Annotated in this window: 24 protein-coding genes and 1 riboswitch; of the genes, 8 read left to right on the top strand and 16 right to left on the bottom strand. The window is 50.5% G+C overall.

Annotated features, from left to right (window positions below):
* Positions 1-74 precede the first annotated feature (74 nt).
* The 4 genes from KJS69_RS22200 to KJS69_RS22185 all read right to left on the bottom strand — a co-directional run bounded on the left by KJS69_RS22200 (position 75) and on the right by KJS69_RS22185 (position 4,687).
* A complete protein-coding gene (locus KJS69_RS22200; RefSeq protein ID WP_213585977.1) occupies positions 75-1,958 on the bottom strand; it encodes a beta-N-acetylhexosaminidase in 1,884 nt (627 codons plus the stop codon).
* Positions 1,959-2,238: 280 nt separating this feature from the next.
* Positions 2,239-2,991, bottom strand: a complete 753-nt coding sequence (locus KJS69_RS22195; protein ID WP_213585976.1) for an SDR family NAD(P)-dependent oxidoreductase — start codon at positions 2,989-2,991, stop codon at positions 2,239-2,241.
* Positions 2,992-3,009: 18 nt separating this feature from the next.
* Entirely contained in the window at positions 3,010-3,387 is a 378-nt protein-coding gene (locus KJS69_RS22190; RefSeq protein WP_249730662.1) for a RidA family protein, read from the bottom strand.
* A gap of 4 nt (positions 3,388-3,391) precedes the next feature.
* On the bottom strand, positions 3,392-4,687 hold the full coding sequence (locus tag KJS69_RS22185) for a M20 family metallopeptidase (protein ID WP_213585974.1): 1,296 nt from the start codon (positions 4,685-4,687) through the stop codon (positions 3,392-3,394).
* A 674-nt stretch (positions 4,688-5,361) separates the two neighbouring features.
* Between KJS69_RS22185 and KJS69_RS22180 the strand changes: the two genes are divergently transcribed.
* Positions 5,362-6,102, top strand: coding sequence for an IclR family transcriptional regulator (locus KJS69_RS22180; RefSeq protein WP_213585973.1), 741 nt, complete (start codon positions 5,362-5,364; stop codon positions 6,100-6,102).
* 16 nt (positions 6,103-6,118) lie between these two features.
* A complete protein-coding gene (locus KJS69_RS22175; protein ID WP_213585972.1) occupies positions 6,119-6,997 on the top strand; it encodes a helix-turn-helix transcriptional regulator in 879 nt (292 codons plus the stop codon).
* A 50-nt stretch (positions 6,998-7,047) separates the two neighbouring features.
* On the opposite strand, the gene KJS69_RS22170 is transcribed toward KJS69_RS22175, so the two are convergent.
* The 3 genes from KJS69_RS22170 to KJS69_RS22160 form a co-directional block, all read right to left on the bottom strand.
* Complete coding sequence (locus tag KJS69_RS22170) at positions 7,048-8,088, bottom strand: hypothetical protein (RefSeq protein ID WP_213585971.1); 1,041 nt, start codon at positions 8,086-8,088, stop codon at positions 7,048-7,050.
* A 66-nt stretch (positions 8,089-8,154) separates the two neighbouring features.
* Positions 8,155-9,570, bottom strand: a complete 1,416-nt coding sequence (locus tag KJS69_RS22165; RefSeq protein ID WP_213585970.1) for a N,N-dimethylformamidase beta subunit family domain-containing protein — start codon at positions 9,568-9,570, stop codon at positions 8,155-8,157.
* 421 nt (positions 9,571-9,991) lie between these two features.
* The gene (locus tag KJS69_RS22160) at positions 9,992-10,732 is read right to left on the bottom strand and encodes a nucleotidyltransferase domain-containing protein (RefSeq protein ID WP_213585969.1); all 741 of its coding nucleotides are present in this window, start codon (positions 10,730-10,732) and stop codon (positions 9,992-9,994) included.
* A 267-nt stretch (positions 10,733-10,999) separates the two neighbouring features.
* Here KJS69_RS22160 and KJS69_RS22155 point away from each other — a divergent pair, with 267 nt between their 5' ends.
* Positions 11,000-11,101, top strand: a complete 102-nt coding sequence (locus KJS69_RS22155) for a YjcZ family sporulation protein (RefSeq protein ID WP_213585968.1) — start codon at positions 11,000-11,002, stop codon at positions 11,099-11,101.
* Between the two features lie 66 nt (positions 11,102-11,167).
* Here the strand turns inward: KJS69_RS22155 and KJS69_RS22150 are convergent, their stop codons facing one another.
* The gene (locus tag KJS69_RS22150) at positions 11,168-12,937 is read right to left on the bottom strand and encodes a sensor histidine kinase (RefSeq protein WP_213585967.1); all 1,770 of its coding nucleotides are present in this window, start codon (positions 12,935-12,937) and stop codon (positions 11,168-11,170) included.
* Positions 12,927-13,646 (bottom strand): response regulator transcription factor, encoded by a 720-nt coding sequence (locus tag KJS69_RS22145; protein WP_213586022.1) that lies wholly within the window; start codon positions 13,644-13,646, stop codon positions 12,927-12,929. The genes KJS69_RS22150 and KJS69_RS22145 overlap by 11 nt, the downstream gene beginning before the upstream one ends.
* 422 nt (positions 13,647-14,068) lie before the next feature.
* On the opposite strand from KJS69_RS22145, the gene KJS69_RS22140 reads away from it, so the two are divergent.
* The 3 genes from KJS69_RS22140 (at position 14,069) to KJS69_RS22130 (ending at position 17,444) form a co-directional block, all read left to right on the top strand.
* Positions 14,069-15,070, top strand: coding sequence for a M23 family metallopeptidase (locus tag KJS69_RS22140; RefSeq protein WP_213585966.1), 1,002 nt, complete (start codon positions 14,069-14,071; stop codon positions 15,068-15,070).
* A gap of 148 nt (positions 15,071-15,218) precedes the next feature.
* Positions 15,219-16,385, top strand: a complete 1,167-nt coding sequence (nagA, locus tag KJS69_RS22135) for an N-acetylglucosamine-6-phosphate deacetylase (protein WP_213585965.1) — start codon at positions 15,219-15,221, stop codon at positions 16,383-16,385.
* Between the two features lie 84 nt (positions 16,386-16,469).
* Positions 16,470-17,444, top strand: a complete 975-nt coding sequence (locus KJS69_RS22130; RefSeq protein WP_213585964.1) for an ROK family protein — start codon at positions 16,470-16,472, stop codon at positions 17,442-17,444.
* 119 nt (positions 17,445-17,563) lie between these two features.
* Here KJS69_RS22130 and KJS69_RS22125 read toward each other — a convergent pair whose 3' ends face one another.
* The 3 genes from KJS69_RS22125 to KJS69_RS22115 all read right to left on the bottom strand — a co-directional run bounded on the left by KJS69_RS22125 (position 17,564) and on the right by KJS69_RS22115 (position 19,539).
* Positions 17,564-18,070, bottom strand: a complete 507-nt coding sequence (locus tag KJS69_RS22125; protein WP_213585963.1) for a dihydrofolate reductase — start codon at positions 18,068-18,070, stop codon at positions 17,564-17,566.
* Positions 18,071-18,264: 194 nt separating this feature from the next.
* Entirely contained in the window at positions 18,265-18,423 is a 159-nt protein-coding gene (locus KJS69_RS22120) for a hypothetical protein (protein ID WP_213585962.1), read from the bottom strand.
* Positions 18,424-18,585: 162 nt separating this feature from the next.
* A complete protein-coding gene (locus KJS69_RS22115; RefSeq protein WP_374706702.1) occupies positions 18,586-19,539 on the bottom strand; it encodes a phospho-N-acetylmuramoyl-pentapeptide-transferase in 954 nt (317 codons plus the stop codon).
* A gap of 271 nt (positions 19,540-19,810) precedes the next feature.
* On the opposite strand from KJS69_RS22115, the gene KJS69_RS22110 reads away from it, so the two are divergent.
* Positions 19,811-20,155 (top strand): YhjD family protein, encoded by a 345-nt coding sequence (locus KJS69_RS22110; RefSeq protein ID WP_213585960.1) that lies wholly within the window; start codon positions 19,811-19,813, stop codon positions 20,153-20,155.
* Positions 20,156-20,396: 241 nt separating this feature from the next.
* The gene (locus tag KJS69_RS22105; protein ID WP_213585959.1) at positions 20,397-20,645 is read left to right on the top strand and encodes a hypothetical protein; all 249 of its coding nucleotides are present in this window, start codon (positions 20,397-20,399) and stop codon (positions 20,643-20,645) included.
* A gap of 99 nt (positions 20,646-20,744) precedes the next feature.
* Here the strand turns inward: KJS69_RS22105 and KJS69_RS22100 are convergent, their stop codons facing one another.
* The 4 genes from KJS69_RS22100 to KJS69_RS22085 form a co-directional block, all read right to left on the bottom strand.
* On the bottom strand, positions 20,745-21,383 hold the full coding sequence (locus KJS69_RS22100; RefSeq protein ID WP_213585958.1) for a cyclodeaminase/cyclohydrolase family protein: 639 nt from the start codon (positions 21,381-21,383) through the stop codon (positions 20,745-20,747).
* Between the two features lie 19 nt (positions 21,384-21,402).
* The gene (locus KJS69_RS22095; RefSeq protein ID WP_213585957.1) at positions 21,403-22,269 is read right to left on the bottom strand and encodes a bifunctional 5,10-methylenetetrahydrofolate dehydrogenase/5,10-methenyltetrahydrofolate cyclohydrolase; all 867 of its coding nucleotides are present in this window, start codon (positions 22,267-22,269) and stop codon (positions 21,403-21,405) included.
* 60 nt (positions 22,270-22,329) lie between these two features.
* Positions 22,330-22,412: riboswitch (ZMP/ZTP riboswitch) on the bottom strand.
* A gap of 63 nt (positions 22,413-22,475) precedes the next feature.
* A complete protein-coding gene (locus KJS69_RS22090; RefSeq protein ID WP_213585956.1) occupies positions 22,476-24,734 on the bottom strand; it encodes an outer membrane protein assembly factor BamB family protein in 2,259 nt (752 codons plus the stop codon).
* Positions 24,735-24,897: 163 nt separating this feature from the next.
* On the bottom strand, positions 24,898-25,788 hold the full coding sequence (locus KJS69_RS22085) for a GNAT family N-acetyltransferase (protein ID WP_213585955.1): 891 nt from the start codon (positions 25,786-25,788) through the stop codon (positions 24,898-24,900).
* Positions 25,789-26,387: the final 599 nt, after the last annotated feature.

Genomic DNA, 26,387 nt, shown 5'->3' with positions numbered 1-26,387 from the left:
AAAAGAAAAACACTCGCAAGGCCACGAAAATACAATAGCCCGCAAGTGTTTAATATATCCGAATCCTATATGAATTAAGGCTGAGCGATTCGGCTCGCCGTAGGCATCGCTTTATAAAAATAACAATCGACCAGGCCTTCCTGCCCGTTGAACAACAGTCTTTCTTCCTCCAGTTCCTCTATGACGGCGATTCGTCCTTTTAAATAATCAGTTATTCGGGCCGCTGCCGTATCCAAGCCAAGAAGAAGAGTTCCATAACGTCCGTCAATAACTTCCCAGCCAAAAGCTTTATAAGAAGTGAACCATCTCTCTCTATGAAAGCTTCTTAAGGAGTTGACCCGCTTAGTCAGTTCAGGCAAATGAACGGAGGCTATTTCCTCCAGCGCGCCTTTATCTCCTTCACGATAAGCCCCCGTGATTTTCAATCCCATTTCTGCTTTGAGCGCAAGGGCCGAGCACAGCCTGTGCAGAAGCTCGAAGACGAATCCCAGTTCTCCGTTGGACGAGGCGTATTCTTTCATCTTATCGCTCCACATCCGATAATGCTCCCCCATAGAGAGTCCCTCGATGTTGCGGTCAAACAAGCCTAGCAGAACGTTCTGCCAAAGCATATAGCGGGAAGGATTGTAGGTTTCCAGATTGTCGGGCTGGATTCCTGGCACCTCATCTACAAATTTTATATCCATAAAGGCCTTCATCTCCGCCCCCGTACAGAAGCGGAACCGGCGGGCCAGCTTATCCTCACCCAGCTCCCGGGAATAAGCGTGTTCGGCGAACAGCTGCAGGCCCAATAAAGCCGAGTAAATATCGCATTCCGTGCCATCGTCCCCCCACAGCGTAGCGATAACCTCACGGACTCCTTCCTGCTTGCACGCCCGGAGTGCAGCATTCGTAGAGACGAAGGTCGCTCCGTAATTAAGGACAAATCCTTTCCAATTCCAGATCCCCCCGGCAAATACGGGCATCGATCCTAATTTTTTATGCCGGCGAATCCAATCGATGTAGAACTCCTCGTCGAAGTGGTAGTAGTCCCAATACACCTGCTGCACTCCCTTTGGCATAGCCTCTACCACTTCATCAGGGATGACGCAGTCTTTATCGTAATAATCGCCCGTCTGGGACCCGGCGCGGAAGTACATATCGCTCCACATCATAGGCTTAAGACCGTATTTATCTGTTATGTCCAGCACCCGTTTTAAGTGGTCGTTCATTATGTCGAACTTGGACCGGTATCCGTTTCGCAGCAAATATTCTCCTTGGCCCAGCTTCCAGGCTTCGTCCATCCCGATATGAATCCGCTTGGTACGAACCGGGCGCATGGCAGCCGCGATCATCTGCTCAATAAATTCGTAGGTCTGCTCATGACCAACCAGCATGGTTTCTTCATCATCGCGAATGTCGGCAAAGCAAGCCCATTTCAGCACGTCCTTCAAATGGCTTAGTGTCTGAATACACGGGATCATTTCGATGCCAAATTGTGATGCGTAATCGTCCAGCTCCTTCAGCTCCTGCTGCGTGTATCTTCCCCGCATGTAACCAAAGTAGGGCTGTTCCTCCACATCATAGCTGTCTTCGGCGTAAAGCATGAACATATCCAGCCCCATGACCGCCATTAGCCGGATCATCCGCTTTACGGTTTCCAAATTCAATACAGCATTCCCTTGCGACACATCGAACATCGGCCCGATCGTATCGAATTGAGGTTCCTCCGTCACAGCGAATGGCTTGCCTTCGCGAAGTGATTCGACAAGCAGTCCGAGCGCACGGTAAAAATGGATTGGCCGCGAATAACGGATGACGGCGCGTTCCCCGTCCATGGATACCTCAATCCGGGGATCCCCGGTTCTTTCAACGGATACCGTCAGACCGTCGGCGCCCCTCTCAATGAGCAGATCCGGACTTAGCGTGGCTATTCCTGCCTCCAAATCTGCCAAATCTCCCTCTAAATTCAGCTTCATCCAATTCTCTCCCCCTATCTCCGTCTATCTCCGGACTTGGCCGCAGATGTAACCTGCGCGCGTTGAACTATATAAGTGGCACTAAAGAAAGGGATCATTCCGTTCCGAAGGAAAGTGCCTCCGAAGCTTCAAACATCTTGTTTTGTATTCCTTATTTATGGGATGGGCCTTCGGATGGTTGGAATACAAAGCCAAAACTCGCCCTGGAAGCATCTTTCTTTCTCCACTCCATGATCTATGGATTCTTTAGTTCAATTTATATAGCGGCCTAGCGGCCCTCCTACATGGCAAGCTGTCCACCGTCCACGACAATCATCTCTCCATGGATAAAAGCAGCGTCCTCCGACGCGAGGAACGCGAACACTCCGGCTACGTCCTTCATCGTACCCGCCCGGCCAAGCGGAATTCTCTGGCGAATATATTCGGCGACGAATTCCGGGCTGTCGATTGCATCGGACATCGGGGTGCGGATATATCCCGGACATACGGCATTGACGCGGATGTTTTTAGCGCCCAATTCCAACGCCATCGTCTTCGTCAGCAGCACGACTCCCCCCTTGGATGCGTTATAATGGGCATATTTCTCTTCGCCCACCAAACCGTTCGTGGAGGCCATATTGACAATGACTCCCCCGCCCTGCTCGGCCATCTGCCTGGACACTCTTTGTGCCACATAGAACATTCCGTTTAAATTGACGTCAATGATTTTGTTCCAATTAGAGGCGGAAATGTCGAGAAAATCTTCCTCCCATGCAATCCCGGCATTGTTAATCAGCACATCGATCTTGCCAAACTTATCTAAGGCGCGAGCGACGGCTTGATCGACTTGTTCAGGATCGGAAACATCCGTTACGCAAGCGAATGTCCGACACCCGGTTTGCCGCAAGTCCGCTTCGGCCTCCAGCAAATCTTTTTCTTCATTAGAGATTAATATAAGATCGGCCCCTTCCTGCGCAAATCGCTCGGCGACCGCACGGCCGATTCCCCTTCCTGCCCCGGTGACACATACAACTTGATCCGTATAACGCTTCATGATTCGGCCCCTTTGCTGTTATTCCGGAATTTTGGCGATGACATCAATTTCCACCAGAATTCCGTCCAATTGCCCGCCAAAGCAAGTTCTTGCCGGCATGGGCTCACTAAAATGTCGGCGATACACTTCATTAAATGCAGCAAAATTTTGCAAATCCGATAGAATGACATTTACTTTGACTACATCATTCATCGAGCATCCTGCCGCTTCCAAAATATGAATAATATTTTGCAGCGTGTACTCGGTCTGCTCCTCTACGGTTTGCCCAAGGACTGCCCCTGTTACGCTATCCAACGGTCCTTGTCCGGAGACAAACACGAATCCCCCGGACACAATTCCTTGGGAGTATGGACCATCTCCTTTGGAAGCCTTATCAGAACGAACCGCATCTCTCATCACTCTACTCCTCCTTCTTCCCTTCCTCCGCTCCGCACCAACGCAGAATCGTCAAAGCGTAGATTTCGACCAATTGAAGAAGCGAAGGAATGTCGATATATTCATCAGCCGCATGAGCATTGGCCCCTTTCGGTCCAAGCACGACAGCCGGAGTTGGGCTATACAAGTTAAACATAAAGGAATCGCATGCAAAGGGAGCTCCCTGAATGACGGCTTCTTCCCCGGTAACATCCCCGGCCGCTTCCGCCAGCAGGGGCAGCAAAGGGAAATCCGGCGATAACTGTGCTCCCGGCAAAAAGCGGATCATCTTCCGAAACTCGGGAAGCCTGGCGTCCGGCCCGTACTGGCGCAGGTAACCGTCGATCATTTCTTGCTTCAATTGCTCCTCCGTCGTTCCCGGATGACACTCTATCCAAATATCGACATGGCATTCCTCCGGCCCAACATCACATAGAGCAGCGGTCATATCTCCTGCCTCTACCCTTGTAATAATTACCGGAAGCTCCGGACGTTGTTCATACCAGGGAGCCGGTCCGGGCTTGGAGCTTCGCTCCTGCTCAAATTGCTCCAGATAGGCCATAAATTTGCCAGCGTCATACAGCGGGTTAATAAGCGTCTCGCCACTGAACGACAAGCCGGTCTTCCCGCGAAACGTCAGTCGCCATATAGCTCCGCCGCGCGTGGCCGGGCAAATATCGAGATTGGTCGGTTCAGGAATGATAGCCGCATCGGCCTCTATTCCTTTCAATCTTCCGGCCAGTGTCCCATTGGCCCCGCCAAATTCTTCATCGACGACCGATTCGATCAGCACGTCTCCTTGGGGACGGAGATTTAGCTCCTGCAAACAGAGCACAGCCATAACCGCCGCACCCAGCCCGCCCTTCATATCGAACGATCCTAGCCCATACAGTCGGTCTCCTTCTTCCCGAGGCTCCCAAGGACTATGGGACCAGCCTGGAGCGACGACCGCCGTATCCATATGTCCCGAGAACAACAGGGATTTTCCTCCTCCGGTCCCTTTCCACCTGGAAGCTACATTCGGACGGTCGCTGTAATCCTTGCCTGGATAATAAGCCGGATGTTCCCGGAAGCCCGGGGCATCCTCGGGTGAATACAACTCGACCTCCAGCCCCATACTCTTCAACTTATCGGCGAAGAAGTGCTGACAGTCTCGTTCATCACCATCCACAAATCGATTGACCGTATCAAATCGGACCAGGCCAGAAATGAAATCAATCATTCGCGACCGGTTTGCCTCTGCCCACGCGCGAACAGATTCTTCCCTAGTGATAGACTGCAAAAATCCCACCTCCATCATGATTTAAAATCGAACGTTTTTATCGAAAGTGTTTTCTATATATAAAACGCTTACGATATACTATTTTCATTTTAAAGACTCAAGCCAATGGATTCCGCACTGCAACGGGTCTTTATTGAAAAGCAGCAGTTTTTATGATTAATGTTCCATATGTCTCACAAAGGAGTCTGCTATGGGGAAAAACCGCTACATTGTACCCGCATTGGAAAAAGGGCTCACCTGATAGAAATACTCGCTGACTCTGACGGGCCGCTAGGAATTACAAGAATTTCCGACTGAAAGCCCACGGTTTTAATCGTGGGATGAAAGACGGCTTTGCCAGAACATCCCTTCATGGGATGGGCAGGGCAAACCTGATTTGGTATAATTAGGGTATGTCCTTTGTGCCGTCAAGCAATAGACGTTAAAACACACTCGCTCTTTGAAAACAGCATACATATGAGGTTGCTCAAGCGAATCTTCTTGAGCGTAAAATGTATGAAGTCGTCAAGACGAAGACGCTAAAACATTTTCAGAGCAAACCTGTGGCAGATGGTAACAGTCTGTCAGCCTAAGATGCTAAATGCACTGTCTTAGGATGGGCTGATGAGACAGCCCTGAACTTGGGGGAACTACGGTTAGCAGAAATGCACTGCCGACTACCACCCAAGAACCCAATGATACCGAAGGTATCAGCTTGCGGCTTTAGCCGTGGGAGTCTCAATGATCTGTATGAACTAAGCAAGCTTCCCAAAACCTCCATTTTTATGATGCTGTCGACATTGGAGCAGCTTGGCTTCGTCCACAAATTGGAGGACGGCAAGTACCGCCCCACATTAAAAATCTACAACATCGGGATGACCGTTCTTTCCAAGCTGGATATCCGCAAGGTGGCTCGCCCCATTATGGAGAAAATGGCCGAGGATATGCGTTTCACCATTCATCTGGCTGTCCTGGAGAACGAGCAGGCGATGTACATTGAGAAGGTGCCCGGTCCCGGCTTCGTCCAGTTTGCGACTAAGATCGGGCAGGCCTGGCCCTTGCACAATTCCGGAGTCGGCAAAGCACTGGCTGCCTGGCTGCCAGAGGCGGATCTCGATCGAATTCTCGAAGCACGCGGGATGCCTGCCGCCACTCAGAACACCATAACCCGTGCAGAGGAATTCAAGAAAACTCTCGAGCTCGTTCGGCTGAACGGCTATGCCCTGGAAGATGAAGAGGGAGAAACAGGCATTCGCTGCATTGCCGCCCCTATCCGCGATCATAAGGGCGAAGTTATCGCAGCTCTTGGAGCCACCTGTCTCCGTAATGAGCTATCCAGCTCCGAATTCACCCTAACTGGACAATATATGAAGGAGCAAGCCAACGCGATTTCCGGCAAGCTCGGGTATTCGGAAATAACAAATCCAACCTCTTGACTGGAGGGCTTTTCATTTGAGTACATTTCTGGATGATATGATCGGTCCTCAGCCCATCCGCATCGTTGATCTGAAGCTGGAACGATCCAAATTACGGATCAAAAACCTCACGGTCCTTCAATATGGACATTTACCCGGGAGAACGCTTAAGCAGAAAGAGATTTCCTACGAGCATTGGGCCTTCACCTACATCGTCCGGGGAAAAGGAAGCGTTCAGTTCAACGACGAACCGGTCCAGCGTTTGGAAGAAGGCTGTCTCTTTTGGGAATGGCCCGGTGATAGATTCACCTTCGGCCCCGATAGTGAGGACGGTTGGGATGAATACTATATCACTTTTGAAGGAAGCCGGGTACAGGAATGGCTAGATAATAAAATCGTGATTCCAGGTACGGTGCTGCGGGTCGGCTCCGACCGAAACTTCATTCGTAAAATCGAAACGATCGGCGATCTGATAGAAAGCGGAATTCCGGACAATACGGATCGGGCGGCCTTGCTGCTGGAATCCCTCGTATTCGATTTCTCTGTTCAGGACGCGAATCAAAGAGCTGCTCACTCAACTAGCAAAAAGCCGGAATTTGTGCTGCAAATTCTGGAGGACATCGCCAGCAATCTGTACCAACCTTGGGAGGAGCAGCAGGTTTGGGAGCGAAATCATATCTCTCGCTCCACTCTGCGTCGGGTTGTGCAGCAAAACACCGGTTATCCCTTGAACGAATATGTTAACCGGCTTAAAATTTCCGAAGCGAAGAAGCTGCTGCGCCTGACCACATGGCAAATCAAAGAAATTTCACAAAGGCTTGGTTATCAGGACCCCGCCTATTTCTCCCGGCTCTTCAAAAAATACACCGGCACCTCAGCAGCCGATTATCGGGAAAAAACAAAGCTTGGTGAATAGGACCTTATCTGCTGTGAGTCCTCCCGCTAGAATCTGGCAGAAGAAAGGATTTATGGAAGCAAATACTTTGCCCGCTGGGCGTCCATATGTCGATCGGTAATTCTCCGCATGGCATCACCAATAATTTTCCATGTCAGGTCAGTATGGTGTGCTCGATAATCATTCGATTCCGAGCCCCGGTAGCCCCAAACCAAAATTGTGCGCGCGCCCGCATCATACGCAGCATCCGTTGCGAGAATAATTTCTTCTTCACGTCCCGCCGGGGTGCCGTAGCCTTGAATCCACAGGTTGTGGGATTTGCCGTATTGCCCGCACACTTCCAGATTTCTTTTGGTAGAATCGTATACGAGCTGGTACGGATCGGCATCACTCCCTAGCCAATAAGGATCCGAACCAATGTTGTCCAAGGAATCCAAGGAGGCAATCTCATGGATGGTCGACAGGTTGATGCCGTACTCCGCACCGAGCATGACACAAACGATATTCTCCATTTGCTTGCTCTTGCTGTATCGGGTCACTTCGGCGAAATAATCGACGATCGACCCAATCCTGAACTGACTAACCTCCTCTGTAAATTCCGTCGGCATCTTCTTGCCGTACCGCTCCTCGAACAGGCTCTGACAGCGCGGACAGCGGCAGGTCCACACTTGAGGCTGGCCGTTTTCCATCGATTTCGCAGCGAGATGCGGCTCATCCCAGAAAATGCTTTTGCCGCCAATATCCCGAACGACATCAATCCATTCCTTCGTAAAATTGCGAAAATCCGGACTGTTCAAGCAAGCCCTGACAGGATCGACCGCTCCGTCGGAATAGACCTGACGGCTATCGGGGGAATAACCGAGAAAATGCGCCTTATCTCCCGGTGGGCCGCCGAGCCCCCAATTATCCACCCATACATCCAGTCCGTAGCCTTCGGTAATTTGAATAATTTCTTTCATTATATTCCGATGGCGATCCCAATCAGTATGAGAAAACATATGAACCACTAGATTAAAATGCCGCTCAATAATATCCCTCATATCTGTTTCCACATGACGAAGGATCCGGTTGCCATGATAGGCAACTCCTTTAATTAATTTATCGTGCTTCATCTGTCATAACCCCCAACTCTATGTTTAATCATTTATATAGCTGTAAAATACTTCCTTATCTATATACTATTTATTGTCTCCAATACAACGATTGATCAAGTTCCGGGTGATTTGTTGCACTCTAGGATCCGGACCTTGAACACGCCCGAAGGTTCCCGTAGCGGGAATATGCCCCGGCGGGCTGCTTAGCCCTTCTGCCCACCAAATGGTCCCCGCATTGAATACCCAGTTATTGCGTGGCCCCGGATAGATTACCGCGGCATGCTTCCCGTCCCCGATAACAGGATCATTGTATTCTTCTTCGGGGCCAACCCCGAACAATTCACCATGAGCCAGCACTTCCAGGCCATCAATATTTTTGAAAGGTGTACCGTGATACTCCCACCCGACTAATCCGGGAATGCGGTCTCCAGCCTTCATTCCGGTTCCTTCAAATACCCAATGCTCCGGCTTAACTACCGTCCAATCACCATACCCCGGACCAAAGGTGGAGGAGCCCATAAGCTCATGCTCGTCAGAAAACCGCTGTTTGCGCGCAAATGCGCGGAACGGTGCTCCCGTTCGCTGGTTAGGATACGGAATGATTTCATGGAATAAATCATTTCCCGACAGAAAAAGCAAGCTAACCCCGGCATCCCGGGCTTTAGCGGCATTGTCGTACATTTGTCTAGTCCAGTATTCGTCGTGTCCAACAGAGATAAAAACTTTGCACGTTTCCAGCAAATCCGGGTCCCCGTGAAGATCGAGGTTCGAGCAATAGGTGACATCATACCCTTCAGCCTCCATCCAATAGGAAAGCGGAAACTCCCATAACAGGAATTCTCCTGAACCACAGGATAAGGGCGCGTCTACAATCTGACAATACTTGGAATAGGGGCGGTCCAGACTGACTCTGACATTCGGTCCGGAATACCAGAGTTCAGGCGTCCCGTCATCGTAAAGAGAATTGGTTCCAGGCCATTTATTATAGGCCTGCCAGGTCAAATCGCTTACCTGGACAAGCACATCGGTTTTTCGTCGCTGCTTCACCACGAAGATAATGTAGCTTTGTGCAGGAAACTCTCCATTCAAGGTTAACTTAGCCAGATAGACGCCGCTGACCCAATCCTCGGGAATAGGCAGAGTAATGCTTGACCGCCAGTTGCATTCCCTCAGGCGCTCTATTGTTTCCATAGGAACCGGCTGCTGTTCTCCGGCTAACGGACCCAGATGCAGCATGTGCCGACCGCCTAAGCCGCCATAGTAACCCATTCGATAAATATCTATTACATAGGGGCACGCCGGATTAGTGCTTACCATCAGATCGATGCTCTCCCCCGGATAAACACTCGTACGAGAGGCATAGCCTTCTATAACGGAGGAGCGCAAGCCGCGAATTAACGGGGAAGCTTGCAGCGTCTCCGGATAATCAAACTTAAACAGAGTCGTCTGCCAATCCAGAGTCCCTGGCAGCGAGTTTTCCTGAACGGTTACGTTAGCCATCTTAACCTCTCTCCTCATTGTCCTTTACTTTGCTAAACAGGAATCGCCGGATGATATCACTACAATAGTCAAAGGATGTGCCTAATCTATGAAGTATTCTAATTAGTTACAGCAGCCATTCCGGCATTTATAAAGGTCCATAAGCTCGCTTAATGAAACCGTATTCAAAACAGGATCGAAACGATATTGGCAAGGAGCTGCTGAACATTACAGCTTCATTATACCTTTCGGTCCCACGGGCAATAAATGTTCTATATGTCTAAACGCTTGGACTATATGGTCAATTAAGTGAATTGATATTTACTTTAAACAGCAAAAAAACTTTCTGCTGAAACTACCAGAAAGTTTTATATGAAAGAATTTGATGTGAAAGGTTTTCTGTTTGGATACGGCAATAAGACGCGTTTGGTAATAGACTGCATCAGCCCCCCCAGCCTTCTCCTTCCTCCAGATCGGCATCGGCATAAATAATATGTCCTTCCGCCAGTCTGCCCCCCCATGGCTCGAGCACGTTGTCCACCAGCCGGACAAGCGATCGGCGATCGTTTCTTACGTAGAAGTCCTCCAGACAGGCGATCAAGCTGCGGCTGAAGGAAGCGTCGTATCGCTGAAGCATCCGCAGCGCCCACTTGCCCTCTCCGAGCCACTGATTGTTGGCCCTCAGCACAAATTCCGTCACCAGCTCCGCGAGCTGTTGGACGATGAATAAATTTTCTCCCCGGTCCGACGAGCCCGATAAGTCTTCCAAATATTCGCTGATCCTGTATCTGGCCGCCTCTTTCTCTTCCTCCATCCAGGGAAAAGGGCCCGCCGCCAAATCATTCCTGGCCTGCTCTCGGATTTCGGCGGCCGTTCCATCATCTTTCAGGACTACTCCTTCCGCCACCATTCTCTGCAGGGAGGGGAGGACCGTTGTAATCCCGACCATGAATAGCGCCGGACAGGATGCACGGTTCAGGACAAAGGCCTCGATTGTCCTCCCGAACTCACGGTAAGTTCGCCTGTATGGCCTGGGTACCGTTTCATCCATGATGACCAAATCCAGGTCGGAATAATCATTTTCCCTCCCTTGGGCAGCGCTTCCCGCCAGAATAGCTATACAGCAATCGGGGTACCAATGATCAATAAAAAGCCGGGCCGCCTGCTCTCCTGTCGGTTTCAAATCATGCCATCCCCTTTGCCAAAAGTCGGTTATCCAACATTTTATGCCGATGGCTTTTCCCATAATGACCTGCACATTTGCACGTTAATCGGCAGTTTTTCACCGGACTTCTAAAGGTTTTAGCAAGTTCGATTCCTACTCTTCTTTGCATATAACGTTAAATAAAATACACTCCTGCACAATATTTAGCTTCTCGGGATGTTCACCCAAGCGAAGTGAATGCAAAATCATAAAATAACTTAGGCCTAAATGAGAGGAGGAAGTTCAATGAGCGCAGTTGGCGGTTTCAGACACTGTTTCACTTCTACAGGTACGATTCTGGTGCTGTTTATTCTTCTTGTCATCGTCTCCCGTGCATTTTGCTTCTAATGATCGAATAAGCAAACAACGGCCTGCTAGTACGCAGGCCGCTGTCCCTACAGTTGAATCCGGGCCCTAACCATCCTTTGCTACCTTCATCCCGAACCGCATACGGATAGTGACACCGGCTCCGGGCCCGCTCTCCGCTTCGATTGTGCCTCCATGTTCGTGAACGAGATGCTTGGCAATGGCAAGCCCTAATCCGGTTCCTCTGCTGGCCCCCTCTGTGTTGGTTCCCCGGTAATATCTTTCAAACAAATTCTTGATTTCGTCTTCATCCATTCCTTCTCCGTTGTCGCTAACCGTTATTGTAAATCCACTCTTTGCCACGGCGTTAAGCGAGACCTCTACTTGGGTCCCTGCCGGATTATGGAGTAGTGCGTTAGCCAGCAGATTGTCCAGAATGCGTCGGAACCAGTGGACATCCACGCGGTAATCTATCGGTTTCCCGGCATCGCGAAAACAAATGTTAGCCTGCCTAAATCCGGGATCGTTCTGGAAGGAAATCACCGTTCCACGGATGAATTCATTCATCTCGGTCTGTTCCATCTTTAAGGGCAGCGCCCCGTTCTTCAGCCGGTAAGTCATGCTCAAGTCCGCAATCAGCTCGTCCATGTAGTCGGCTTTATCTTTGATCACTCCGGCGAATTCGCGGATTTCGGCGACAGACCAGTCGTACTGTTCGGACTCCAGCATGTGGGCATAGCCTTTAATCGAAGAGAGCGGGGTTTTCAAATCATGGGAAACTCCGGCAATCCATTCCTCCCGTGACTTTTCCAGATTGGTTCGGATTTCGTTATTTCGTTTCAGCGTTTCGGTCAACCCGTTCAGCATTTGCACCACATCGGTATATAATCTGTACCGGCGCTTAAGCTTTCCAGACGGCCTTCTGCTTCTGGGAAGCCCTTGGTGATCGAGCGGCTCCTCGTAGACTCCACTGCCCAACGATTGCAGCCATCGGATCATATGCAGAATAGGGGTTCCGAACCGATGGCCATACCAGAAGGACAGAACTCCAAACAACAACAAAACGGCGGCGAGAAACAAAGCGAATCCAAATAGCAGCAATTGCCCCTCCGACCCGAACACGAATGGTGGTTGTACCGTCCCTTCTTCCTCAAAAACCGGCAATCCGACAACCCAGGTCAAGCCTGTTTTTTCCTCATAGTTCGACCACAACCGATAGGAATCCGAAAAAGTACTGAATGAACCAAAAATCAAATCTTTAAGCGTATAATGAGTCAAAGCCTCAGAAGGCTTGTATAAAGATGCCACCTCATCCCCTTGCTCATCAAGCACTTGAACCCAGCCATGCTTTGCTTTCAGCGTTTGCTCCATATCATCGGGAATCAGGATTTTCCCGTCGGAAAATGCCGCCTGTTCAGTCAGGCTTTGGACAAGCTCTCCTCCTTCCGGCTTTACTCCGTAAAGTAAAGTGTAGGTTGTCCCTCCTTTGACCTGTATCCAAATGTAGAGACTATAAGGAAAAGGCTTCTTTCCCATCCAATAATCGACTAATTCCCCCGGATTATACCGGTCTGGAACATTGGCAGGGGTGAAGTGGGAAGTGATGACCTGCCCCTCTTCATCCAACGTCTGGAGCCAGCCGCCGCTCTGCTTGACTCTATCAAGCAAGTTCTCATCAAATTGAAACGTCCCCTCCTTCATTTCCATAGACTCCACCAATTTGGGAAGACCGGCTTTGGCAAACTCCCTTCTCATCTCCATCTCCGTCATCTGGTCGGCAAGATAGTAGATCATCCCGACCATTAAACCGATCAGCACCGCCCCGACAAAAACAAGCTGCAAAATAAATTGAAGAATCAGCCGCTTCCTAACGTCCATCAGAAATCTCCCGGTTAACGAGCTTGTATCCGAGTCCTCTGACCGTCAGCAAATATTCCGGCGCTGCGGGGTTCTTCTCTATCCGTTCACGAATCCGATGGATATGGACCATAACGGTGTTGTCCTCGCTAACGCTGCTTTCCCCCCACACCCGCTCATACAGCTCACTTTTGCTGAATATTCTATTCGGATGGCGGCAAAGAAAAACAAGCAGCTGAAAAACCTGAGCCGGACAGCTGACCGGACTGCCCTCCACTATAAGCTCCCCGGCCCTCACATCGACCTCGAACCGGCCGAACCGATAGCGTTCCTCCATATCAACAAAGGCGGGGGTGACGCTCAAATACCGCCTGAGCTGGGCCTTCACCCGGGCTACCACTTCAAGAGGATTAAACGGTTTGGTCATATAATCATCCCCGCCCACGGCAAATCCGGTCAGCTTGTCGAAATCGGTCGTCCGGGCCGTAAGAAACAGCACCGGAGCGTCCGTCGTCTGGCGCAAAAACGGAAATACCTCATAGCCGCTGCGCCCGGGCAACATCACGTCCAGAATAATGAAGTCGTAGCGTGTTCTATGACACAGCTCGACGGCTTCTTCCCCGCTCCCCGCCGTATCCACTTTCTCGAATCCTTCTTTGGCCAAAACGGTTTTCAGCATTTTCAAGATGGACGGTTCATCATCAACTATAAGCAGCTTAGCGTCTTTCATCTCATGCATCCGGCAGCATCCCCCGTAACTATTCCTTTTCTCCATCATACCATGCACTCATTTCCGGAAGCATACCCTAACCTTAACAAGACCTTAACGGATTAAGGCAACGGGTTAAGGCCTGTTATCGAAAATGCTCTCTGGAGATGCATGTATGCTCTCGATTTGTTCTTTCTCAGCAGCAGCGAACCGAAAAATATGCATCGACAACAGGGAGGATCAGCGAGAAGTGGCAAGAGGTATGATTCCGGGTATCGTCTTGGAAAATGGCTACAAATCTATTTTTGCTTTTAGTTCCTTCTGCAAAAAAATTAAGCTAGCGGTAAGCTTCCGTTGAAACGCGGGAAAGACCAGCATGCTATGATAGTTACGAATAAAGGACGGGCAATGGAACTGCCCGCCAACAAGGAGTGACATAAGTTATGACTAATCGATTATGGAAAACCGCTGCAGCGGGCCTGCTGTCCGGTTGCGCTTCGGAAGCCCCCAGTGCCATCCAGCCTTCCTCCCCCGATACTAATCAGCCTTCCGCCTCTCCCGGTAATAAGGCCGAGGAGAAGGACGGCCAAGTGGCCCCCGACCTTTTTGCAAAGGTGTTTCTGCAAGGGGATTATGAGCGAATCTACAAACAGTTTAGCGAGGAATTCAAGCAACAAGTATCAAATACTGAATTTCAGGCGCTGGCTGCCGATTTTAACCAAGGGGTAGCCGCTTATAAGCTTCAATCCGAAGTGCCCTTGGACAATAATGTAAGGTATACGTGGGCGAGCGAGGACGGCAGCAAAGGAATGACCGCTTTTTTTGATCCGCCAGGCACGATTCTTGGTCTGCAGGTCGTTCTTCTTGAGGCCTTCCCGGAGACGGACGGGCAGTATACATCAGGGAAATACCAGTATCCTTTTGCCGGGGAATGGTTTACTTTCTGGGGGGGAACCAATGTGCTGGTCAATTATCATTACGCTCACCCAAGCCAGAGATACGCCTTCGACTGGATCATGCTTAAAGAAGACCGTTCCTACGAAGGTGATCCGACCAAGAATGAAAGCTATTACGCTTTCGGTCAAGAGGTACTGGCGCCGGCCGATGGCAAAATCGTTAAGGTAGAGAACGATTTGGATGATAACACTCCCGTTGGAAAGATGGACCCTTCCAACCCCGCAGGAAACCATGTCGTCATCGAGCACGCCAATGGGGAATACAGCATGCTGGCTCACTTCCAGAAGCAGTCCATTCAAGTCAAAGTCGGAGATGAAGTCAAAGCCGGGGACTTGTTGGGACTATGCGGAAATTCGGGCAACTCCAGCGAGCCTCATATCCATTATCATGTGTCCGATTCTCCGGACCTTGACCAAGGCAACTCTGTCCGCATCCAATTCATAGATGGCGGGGACGTCAAGCAGGGAGACTACGTCCGCGGAAGTTAAGAGCGAATCATTTTTTAATGACAATAGGGAACGAGAAGGACCTCCTAGACCGAGCATCATCGATCCATTGAGAAAGCTAATTTGGCCATTGTCTTTCAGCCGCGATTCGATTAAGATGAGCGTAAAAGACCGCCAAGGAGGCTTAGTTATGACTATCGTAATCGAGAATGCAAACATAGTGATGGAGACCGAGACCATCACTGGAGGCTCCCTGACTATCGACGGCGGGAAGATAGTCCGAATTGGCCAACATGCCCCCGATCCCGATTCAGCAGCGGCCGACAAATATGATGCCCGGGGAGCGTTCATCTATCCTGGCTTTATCGATCTCCATGTCCACGGGGGGAATGGCTTTGACTTGATGGATGCAACGCCGGAAGCGATCGAGGGAATGTGTCATTATCATGCCGCCCACGGGACGACGACACTCCTGCCAACGACCAGAACGGCGCCGATCGCAGCCATTACTTCAGCGCTTACCGCAGCCAAGGCATATATGGCCTCTTCACAGGAGCCTCTGCGATCACTTATCGCGGGCATCCATTTGGAGGGGCCTTTTTTGGCGTCGGCATATCGAGGAGCTCAGTTTGAGCAGGAGCTGCTCCAGCCTTCCTTGCCACAGATGAAAGAATGGCTGGACGCTTCCGGCGGGCAGATTCGACTGGTGACGATCGCCCCCGAACTGGACGGTGCGGAATCAGTCATCCGCCATCTGCGTGAACAGAATATCATCGTATCGGCAGGCCACTCCGGTGCCACGTACGAGGATATGATACGTGCAGCAGGCTGGGGAGTTCAGCATGTCACCCATTGCTACAACGGGATGAGAGGGTTCCATCACCGAGAGCCCGGCATGCTGGCTGCAGCCTGGTTAGATGAGAGGGTTACCGCGGAGCTGATCTTCGATACTCACCATGCTCATCCGGCCGCCGCGCAAGTGCTGCTTCACATGAAAGGATTGGACCGGGTGGTGCTGATTACAGACGCCGTCCGCCCAGCAGGATTGCCGAACGGCAAGTATATAACGGAGGCCGGAGATTCGCTGACTGTTGAGGCCGGAATCGTCCGTCTTCCTACCGGAAGCCTGGCGGGAAGCACGTTGACGATGAACATCGCCGTGAAGAATGCAATCGAGCTGCTTGGCCTGAAGCCCTATGAAGCCGCTCGCCTGGCCAGCCTTAATCCGGCAAGGATCCTTGGGCTGAATCAGCGGAAGGGATCGCTCGCTCCCGGTAAGGATGCTGATCTCGTCGTCCTGAATGAACGGTTCGAGGTCCAGCGGGTGATGTCGCTTGGGCATTGGCTGGAGCTGTAGCTGCAGGACTCCCAATCTTCAGACACTAGTAATTGATCACAAGCCACGCGCCGATAGGCTCGCTTGGCGAAACAGGAGGTAGCCATGGGGAAATACATTATCGGTATCGATGTGGGCGGAACGAATATCCAGGGTGGATTAATCGATCCGCATGGCCGGATTGTCAGCAGAGCTCAAGAAAAGACGGATGCACGTCTCGGGGCGGATAAGGTGATTGAACGAATTGCCGGCGTTGCGGCGAAGCTGCTGGAACAATCCGGGGTGAACCGCGCTGAAATTGCCGGCATTGGAGCCGGCGTGCCCGGATTTATCGATATCGACCGGGGGATTGTCCGATCCGCGGCTAACCTGCAGTGGAAGGACGTTCCGCTGGCCGAACGTTTGAAGGACTTAATCGGCCTGCCTGTATGCATTCATCATGACGTTAGAATGTACGTTTATGGTGAAGCCATCCAGGGAGCAGGCCGGTCTTTCCAGCATGTGCTGGGCATAACGATCGGTACAGGTCTGGCCGCAGCATATATCGATCAGGGGCGGATCCTATGCGGGATCCAGAACATGGCCGGAGAGCTCGGGCATATTCCGATGAGCGGGGAGCAGACCCGTTGCTCCTGCGGCATGAAGGGCTGCCTCGAAACGGTCGTCTCGGCCCGCGGCCTGATCCGGCAAGTGACCGAGGCCGTCCGCAGCGGGCGGCCAAGCCGTCTTGCCGAGCTGGCCCTGCGAGAGCCGGGCGAGCTGACCGCAGATGCCATCTCCGCCGCATATGACGAAGGCGACGAATTAGCGGCGGAAGTTTATCGTCATACGGGAAGGCTGCTCGGCCAAGGATTGGCGTACGCCGTTACCTTGCTCAGCCCGGATGTCATCATCATCGGTGGCGGCGTAGCCTCCGCCGGCGAGAAGCTGCTTGCCCCTGTCCGGGAGTCGCTGCAGGCATCCATCCTGCCAAAGTACTGGAGCCATTTGAAGATCGAGACAGCCCAATTAGGTAACGACGCAGGGCTAATCGGTTCTGCCGCTTATGCGAGAGCCAAGCTGGATCCCCTACCAGAATAATGCTTGCTGCAGGCTGTCCTGAATTAGTTTAGCAATAAAAGCAAAAAAACTGCCCGGCAACTCGTCAATGAGCTGCCGGGCAGTAGAAACGGTCATTCAAACTGATTCTAAGAAGACCTCTAAATAAGGCGTTCTCCCCCGGATAATCTCTCATACACATGAAAATCGTAACGATACGGATTGCGCTCATCCGTCACGCCGGGAGTGACCGAAATCAACTTCCACTCCTTCTCATTTACTTCAGGAAAGAAGGTATCTCCCCCAAACTCATGATCGATCATCGTCAGCACCAATCGATGAGCGTAAGGCAAGAAGAGCCGGTACACTTCTTCTCCCCCGATAATAAATACTTCCGGATCCGTTGCAACGAGCGCTAAAGCTTCCTCCGGAGAGGCGACGACCTCGCAGCCTTCTGCCCGATAGTCAGGATTTCGAGTCAGAACAATATTTCTCCGGCCGGGCAAGGGTCGGCCCATAGACTCGTAATTTTTTCTTCCCATCACAATGGGATGCCCCATCGTTGTCTGCTTAAAAAACATTTGATCCTTCGGCAGCTTCCACGGAATATCGTTATCCCGGCCTATGACCCGATTCCGGTCCATGGCCGCAATGAGCGTTAATTTCATTCATGCATCCCTCCCAAGAAGAAAAAAGAACTCAAGGAAGGGAATACCGGCATCTCCTTGAGCTGAGTGTAGAGCTTTCTATAATAAAAGCGGCTTAAAGAAAACGGTCCATCTTCCGAAGGTAAGCGCCCTCCGAACCTCTATTATTCCTTAATATAGATAGGCCCCCATAGAACTGGAACACTAAGCTGAGTTTAATAATGGACTCCCTCTTTAAGAAACACGTGCTCGTTGCCAAGCATCATTTGAATAAGAAAATAAATCATCGGTGAAGCCAACAAAACAACAACCAGAAAGACAATTAACCCTAATCCGTTAAACTGATTGCTAGATTTTTCCGATTCCAGCTTCATCGTTATTCCCCTCATTTCACATAATTATCGTTTTTATCTATCTACCAGTCTACCCTATTGCAACCGAAAAAGGAATATGCAGCCTCCCCCGGCTAACTCGTACAGGAGAAAGTTCATTACTTTGTCATAAATCATAAATAGAGGGGACTCGTCCCTGCTGCGCTAGGCGCCTTGCGGAAACAACAGGACGACATATACCCAGCAAATTAAGGCACACGCGAACGACACCGCCCCGAACAACAGGACGATCTGCGGCTCCTTCCAACTGTATTTCAGACTGAAATGGTAATGGATTGGGGCCATCCGGAATAATCTGAGCCGGGTTCGCTTATAGTACCAAACCTGAAGGATCACCGACAGCTGTTCAGCGAAATAGACAAGAAAAAGAACAGGAATCAGGATTTCCACCTTCTCTATAACGGCCAGAAAGGACAGCGACCCTCCGATAGCCAGCGAACCGGTGTCTCCCATGAACGCTTTCGCCGGATGTACATTGTAAAGAAGAAGCCCGAGCAAGCAGCCCACCATAATCAAGCAAAAAGCTTGCACTTCCTGTCTATCCGATACCGCGAAAAAAAACAAATAAGTAGGGAGGGAAGCAACGATTAGCAGCCCGTCCATTCCGTCCGTGAAGTTGACCGCATTCGCCGTCCCAACCATGAACAACAGGACGATCACTATGTATCCCGCCAAGGGAAGCGAGAACTCCAATTTATCAGTTATAATAAGAGTAGGATCGAGAGGAGAGATGCGAGCCCATTCCCAAATTAGCCAGCCGGTTACTATAAATTGCAACAGCAATTTAATCCTGCCGGACAAGCCAGACGGGTCCTGATAATAGGCCTTCTTGAAATCATCGAGGAAGCCAATCCCGCCAAACAGAATAAAAGCCATAGCTGCCAGACGAGCTAACGGCTCGTGTTGGGTAACTACAGTGATCCATATCCCGACCGTAAGGATCAGCCCGGCCATTAACGGAGTTCCTTGCTTAGCCTGCTGTCCCGCCGGCAATTCCTTGCGAATGGGCTGTGTAAGTCTTAATCTTTTTAATGCTAAAATTAATAGAGGTGTAAGCAGGGCCACGGCCGCAAACGACAGCAGGCTCATTCCAAGCATGAACATATTTCCGCCTCCCTTTTGGGTAATGTTTCTGGCCAACACTGCACTTACCTACTTATATTGTATAGAAAAACACGAGCTTAAAAAGTGAAGCTTCAGCAGAAATATTTTCTACTTTTTGAAAAAATGCGGCCCAAGGAAGGAAAACGGCTTTTCATTGCGAATACTTTAAAAGAGTTGCGATGTACCGGCGCGAGTAGCAAAGATTATCGCTAAAGAGAGGCACCGGCCGAACCTTATCCAAAGAAATGAAAAAGGAGGGTTAGCCATGAATCCGACACCGGAACAACAACAGCTAATCAAAGACTTTATTATTCTTGATTTTATTCAAGGTATGCTGGAGCATGACGAGACTGCTCTGCAGGAGCTTCATTTCTCCGAACTGTATATGAAGCAATTCAAGGAAGTGCAGCAGAAGATACGGGATGAATACGTCAAGCTAAAGGCCCGTTTTGACGAGGGACAAATGACCATGCCTTTGGCGGCGAACGAAAATGTACCCGGCAAAATTACTTACGAGTACTATATTAAGGAAGAACCGCACAAGGTCAGAGTCCACGAAAAAGCATTGCAGGACACCGGAAAAAAAGTGGTGGAAGAATTAATGGGCTGACATTACGTACAAGCCTGGCCCTGATAATCCCGGGTTGTATCATCTATTTCACCATGATAGCCTCAAGTACCGTGAAATAAAGGTAACAATGCATCTATCTCAATTCGATGGCCTCAACTACCGTGAAATAATGGCAATAATACATCTATTTCAATTCGATGGCCCCAACTACCGCGAAATAAAGGTAATCATGCATCTATTTCAATTCAATGGCCTCAACTACCGTGAAATAAAGGTAAAGATGCATCTATTTCACCTCGATGGCCTCGGGTCGGCCGAGCATCGAGTGATCGCGGAGCCTTCCCATTTTCAACTGTACCGTGAGATCATTCCCAGCTTTCACCTGCATTCCAAGATGGGCTTATCCGGACAGCGATTGAGACAAATTCGCGGGGAATTGAAGCTGTACTGGTCGCAGGTCACAGACTTGGATACATGCTGTAAGCACTTGGAGCAGCTTCTATCTGAGCAGCCCATTCTGAATACCTAAACAAAGAAGCACTCCTATCCGAGTGCTTCTTTGTTCTCTCTCTGCCCACTCCAGCTTGCGGATCAGGCAGCGGCATCATGATTCTCTTGAATTTTACAATTACTCCAGTTCATTAATGCGGGAGTCAATGACCGCCAGCATTTGGGCACGGATCGCTTCTATCCGGATTATCGCTCGTTCGCACTCTCTTTCATATTTATCTCTCAACGAATCGTCCTTCAAGCCTGATAGATTAATAGTTACGGTAATCATCGCAGAACGCGCCGCTGCTTCCAGCAGATGGACGGCGATTCCGAGATCAGACAGCACATTCCGGTTCACTCTGGCGCTTATGTCCTCGATCGTCTCCAGAGAGGCCAGACATCTTCGCAGCAGCCTGACCGGAACCTCCGTGGCGAGAACGGAAGCGGAGGCCAGCGCAATGTCTTTCGCTTGTTTAAGCTCTTCGGTTTGGGCGGGCATTCTGGAGGCGGCCATATATGTTTCGAACGAACGGATATCCTCTTCGAGAAGGGCCTCGAACTGATCCATATCGGCTTTCATTCGGGTGACAATCCCATCCATCTCTTCTTGAATGGAAGCATACTTAGGGCCTTGGCTGAAGTGAGCCACCATCGAAGCCATGGACGCCCCAAGTGCGGCGACTAGGGCTGCGACGCTCCCGCCTCCCGGAGTCGGTGTTCTCGATGAAGCCTCCTGGATAAAGGAGCGTACAGACAGATTCATTATGGAAGACATAGCTGCTCCCCTCCTCTTGTTATTTTGGCAGCCGCTCTTGGCCCTGCTGCATTTCATAAGCTTTAAGCAAATTTTCAAACAATATAGCGGTCGTGAGCGTTCCGACTCCACCGGGTACCGGTGACATAGCTTTCAATGATCCTATCGCCTCGAGGGCAATGTCTCCAGCCAACTGCCCATCCTCCGTTTCGTTAATACCCGCATCAATAGCTACAAGATTAGGATGAACCAACTCTTCCGATATTAATCCCCGGCGCCCCGCCGCTGCAAACAGAAAATCCGCCTGACGAAGGGGGACGGACAAATCCGGAGTACGGGAATGACAGACGGTTACGGTAGCGTTATTGCGCAATAGCAGATGAAGCAGAGGCATTCCCACCGTCTCTCCGCGGCCCACCACTACGGCGTGCTTCCCCTCCAAAGCATATCCGTAATGCTCCAGCAGCCTCACACAGGATAGGGGCGTGGCCGGGTATAGTCCGGGTGCGCCGGTCTGGTTAGCCATTCGGTTGCCAGAAGTCAATCCGTCAACGTCCTTCCACGGTGCAATCTTTTCGATGACTGTTCGGGCGGACAAATGGTGGGGCAGGGGCAGTTCTAACAGTATGCCGTGGACCGTAACGTCCGAATTCAACGCATGGATCCTCATAATCAATTCTTCCTCGGTAACGTCAGGATTAAGCCGCACCCAATCGAATCCGATGCCGAGTCTGGCGGCCCATCGCTGCTTGGCCTTCGCATAAGCCAAGGAAGCCGGGTCTCCTTCCACCAGAACGACCGCCATTTTGATTTCAGTTCCCTGCTGCTCCCGTATTCTCCCTGCGTTCTCCGCAATCGAACGGCGGATAGATTCCGCCGCCTCCTTCGCATGTAACCATTGTCCCATCGTTCCATTCCTCCCAGACTCTTATTAGAAAAAAGAAAAAGTATTTGAACCGGAGTTCAAATACTTTGCCCAGGCGAACGGCACTATATGTTCGTACGCTCCCCCGTGGTTCCCCACTTCATTCGCCAGTCACGCACGCCTTTGATAATTAGAGTGATTATAACATAAAGGATAGCACAGTGGAACAATATGGTTATTGTGCACAGTTATTTGATTTTCACTGAACGAAAGGTGCCGTTGGCCGAGCCCAGCCACAGCTTGCCGGCATGGCTGTCCGCCATTCCATAAGCCGTCTGCAGCTCCCTTCCTTCCGCACTGGTTACGATTGCTCCTTCGATGCGGCCAAGCAATTCCCCGGTCTCCTTGCTCGCCAAGTAGACAGAGCCCTCCGCCGGCAGCACCAAATAATTCTGATAGAGGATGGGACGTTTATTCGGGTAGGGAACCCCGTCTACTCCCAGATTCATATCTTTCCAAGTATAGCTCGCTGTCCAGATGATCTCCCCGCTGCTGCGATTGACGGCGGTCAGTCGGTCATTGATATAGCCATATAGTATATCTCCATCTAACGTCCCGGTAATCAGCTTCCCTTCGGTTTCCCATCGCGGTTTATTATCCGAAATGTCGTGCCATACCGTTCCAAATCCCTCTCCCCGCCAAAAAATCGCATCATCGGATCGATGAATCAACATCGAATCTGAATTTACTAAAGAAATATAAGTTCCCTTATCATAAGGAACGGAGGCTTGCGTCTGACCCGTGGCCAAATCGATCAGTTCATATTGATCCTCAATCTGAAACCAGCGTTCCTCCTTCTCGGAAGCCTGCATATTTCGATAATCCGCACTCACCTTGTCTATGGCAGGATGAGTAAAAGTGTAAGATCGATATGGCTCCGCATCGCGTTTTCTACTCCATACGAATTTTCCGGTCCATGGATCATAAGCGGTCATTTCTTGGTCCAGTCCAACCAGAATGACCGGTTTGGCAAAGGAATCCGAATACATCCGTTCCTGCGGAGACATCGTTCGTGTCCACAATCGCTCGCCATTCGTCTCCTTAAGCCCAAGCAGAGTCCACTCCTTATCCGGATTTCCCAGGCCAACAGCCAGCACCCCCTGAGCTCCGCTTAGCCAGGCGTCGCTCTCCGCCCACTTCTTCTCCCACAGCAATTGTCCCGTCTCGGAATCCAGATAGCGCAGTCTAATTTCGTGCTCCATCGTTTCCGGGTTCAATTGGGTCATAACAGCAACATGGCGGCGATCCTCGGAAATCGCGTATTGAACGCCTGCATACTTGCCCTCGGCCTTCCACATCACGTCCCCTGTTTCTTCATGAATCCCATACAAGGTCGTGTCGTCGTGATACCCGCTTATCCAACCATCGTCGCCCAACACGAGCAGGGTCTTTCCCGCCTTGCCGATCAAGTAGTTGAACGGCAGCTCACTCTCGAAATTCCACTCCATTTCAGGCGAGAGGGTTGGGATCAGAGGCAGCTTGGTCTCTGTCGTATAGTCTTGCAGATAAGAATTCACCTTGTAAATTTGTGTTCGGGAAATATCCGTATTCATTGGATAAGCTATCATATACTCGGATACGGTCTGCTCCTCCGACCACGTAACGGTCATCTGCGCCTGATCACTTTCATAACGCCATACTTCGGCATGCAAGCTAACTCCCGTCGGGTCTCTGACAAGCTCTCGAAAGGAAGGCTCGCCGAAGATTTCCTTTACCTGCTCCTGATGATGGCCCAAGTGCAAGCGTTTGTTCGTTTCGGGGTAAGCCGCTTCCCAATGGGGAATGGAATTTTGCTCCAGACGCACCAGCATGCCTTCGCGATACGCTTCATCCTCATTTTTATAAGGCTCGAAGACGCCGTCCTTCCATATATAATAAGTCTTATCCGGCTCCGATTGCTCGGGTTCAGTCCAAGTTCCGACAAAGCCGCCCTCTATTCTATCCAATCGAATAGATAGCTCCTCCCCGTCTTGAACAATTCCCGCTTCGGCAGATTCCTGTACTTCAAGCTCAACCAGTCCTTCCTCGTCCTGGAACGTAAACAGCCTGTACTCGGATATTCCCGGATTGAGCGGGCGGCCGATCGCAAAATCGGGAACGCTATCATCATTGTAATCGTCAGATACAAGCTTAAAATTCCGATCAAAGGACAGAATTTCTTGACCGAATCGTTCATTAAGATCCAACTGCGATACTAACCGGCCCTCCGCATCCGTCACTTCCAGCAGAAATTGCCCTGAACCGGTTTCAATCGATTCGCCTCCTCTATCCGTACGATCGATCGTTCCGTGAGCCATTCGGATTCGCAATATTCTATCCATCCCGTCCTTTCCTTGAGGAAGCCGATATTCGGTCATAATGATTCCTGCTTCGTCCGTCTCGCAGCCTGCTGCTCCGACAGCCATCAAGACAGCCGCCAGCACCATCCCCCATGCCCAACGCTTCATCTCCCCCCTCCTTTCGTGCGCATCTATCTTTTCCAGAGGAATGCTCTTCATTCCGTCATGCGTTTTCATTAATTCCATACTCTAACATTTACAGCTCAATTAATGCGCTCTTTTATTTATCGAGCATAATCCTTCACAGCAAATTTCCTTCCTTCCAAGCAGCTCAGCGCTTTACCCATGTAGCCCTGGAGTAAGCCAACCGCATCCCGGCTCTCTCCATGTTATTCTGGCTGCTGGAAGCATACGCTGCTTGACCGACAACCAAATAACAGCCGAGCTGGCGCGCTTCGCGCATCCGCCGGAGAATAAGAGCGCTTTGCAGTCCCCTTCGTCTATAGTCCGGCAAGGTAGCGGCAAATGTCAAGGATGCGATATTTCCTTGGGCATACATAACGCCGACTCCCGCAGGTATGCCGTCCACCTGACCGATAAAGAACGACCAGCCGGGCCGCCCGTAAAGCACCCGGTTATTCTCCGCAACATAAGGCGCTCCATCTGCGGAAAGGCCTGTTCCGAGACAATGCAACTCCCCGTACAAAAGAAATTCATCCGACCGCAGCTTGCGAATGCTAATTCCGCCACTCTCCTCTTCCAGACCCTCCTCGAAGTCCGTTCCTGCGCCTATTTCTTTCCGAAGCTCCTGGACAGGGAGACCTTCGCTCTGATTCTCAAGCTTCTCCTCCGTCAGCCCATACATCGTACTGTGAAAAGATCGCTGATAGAATCCTCTTGCGGCCAGACTTTCCAGCAAGTGCCCATCGACTCTTCCGGGAACAATCTCGAATTGGCACGCCCGATCCCTCTCTCGGTAAAAAGCGAGGATATCGTCCAGCCTCCCTATTTCTTGAGAAGTTATTCCTTTGACCGTGTTAAATTGCGGCCAAGGCATCGTTCGGCTGTAAAAGGCGGTTGCGCCCCCAAAGGACGCCATCTCCACCCCTTCGGGATTTCCTTCCCGTTCCCGGATCGCATTCATTCTGGAGACCATGTACCCGATCTCGGATTGCTCCAGCCTTTCCACCCATTCATTAGTCAATACGGGAAGCTTCATCATGCACACCTCTTCTTATAATGATAAATCCATCTTTTTGAATAGGGAGAAACTCCTACTGGGGATCTAAATGGATTTCTTCAGAGCGTTGAAAAAATCGGTTCACGGATCTTGTGTATTCATTTGTACGATTATTCGTACAAATGCGGATCTTCGAGACCTATTGATAGCTAATTTGTATGATATTTCGTACAAAGAAGACCCTTTCACGGAACGGGCGTGCCCATTTGTACGATTATTCATACAAAAGTGAAACCTTCGCGGCAGACGCATGTCCGACTGTATGATATTTCGTACAAACCGTAGTTGTTCGCATCCATCTTTCGCTCATTTCTACGTCTATTCGACTATGCAAGGGGCCCGGTGGATAGCGCATACAAGCCACGTAGATGCTTTTTCAACAATCTGGAAACCTCCATCTATTTTGAGCAAAAAGAGGGATATCAGCAAAAATCCGCCATTTTAAATGCAGCTTTTCCAAATTCACCGCGAAACGTCAACCCACCGTTAAAGGACGGCGGCAGCCGTTTACACTTGTCTAGTCTAGTCCATATGCGCCATTCGACCCCATGCCGATCGGAGAATTCCACCTGTCCATTCTA

This window comes from Paenibacillus sp. J2TS4 (assembly GCF_018403245.1).
Classification (GTDB): domain Bacteria; phylum Bacillota; class Bacilli; order Paenibacillales; family NBRC-103111; genus Paenibacillus_L.
This window is presented reverse-complemented; position numbering and strand designations above follow the sequence as displayed.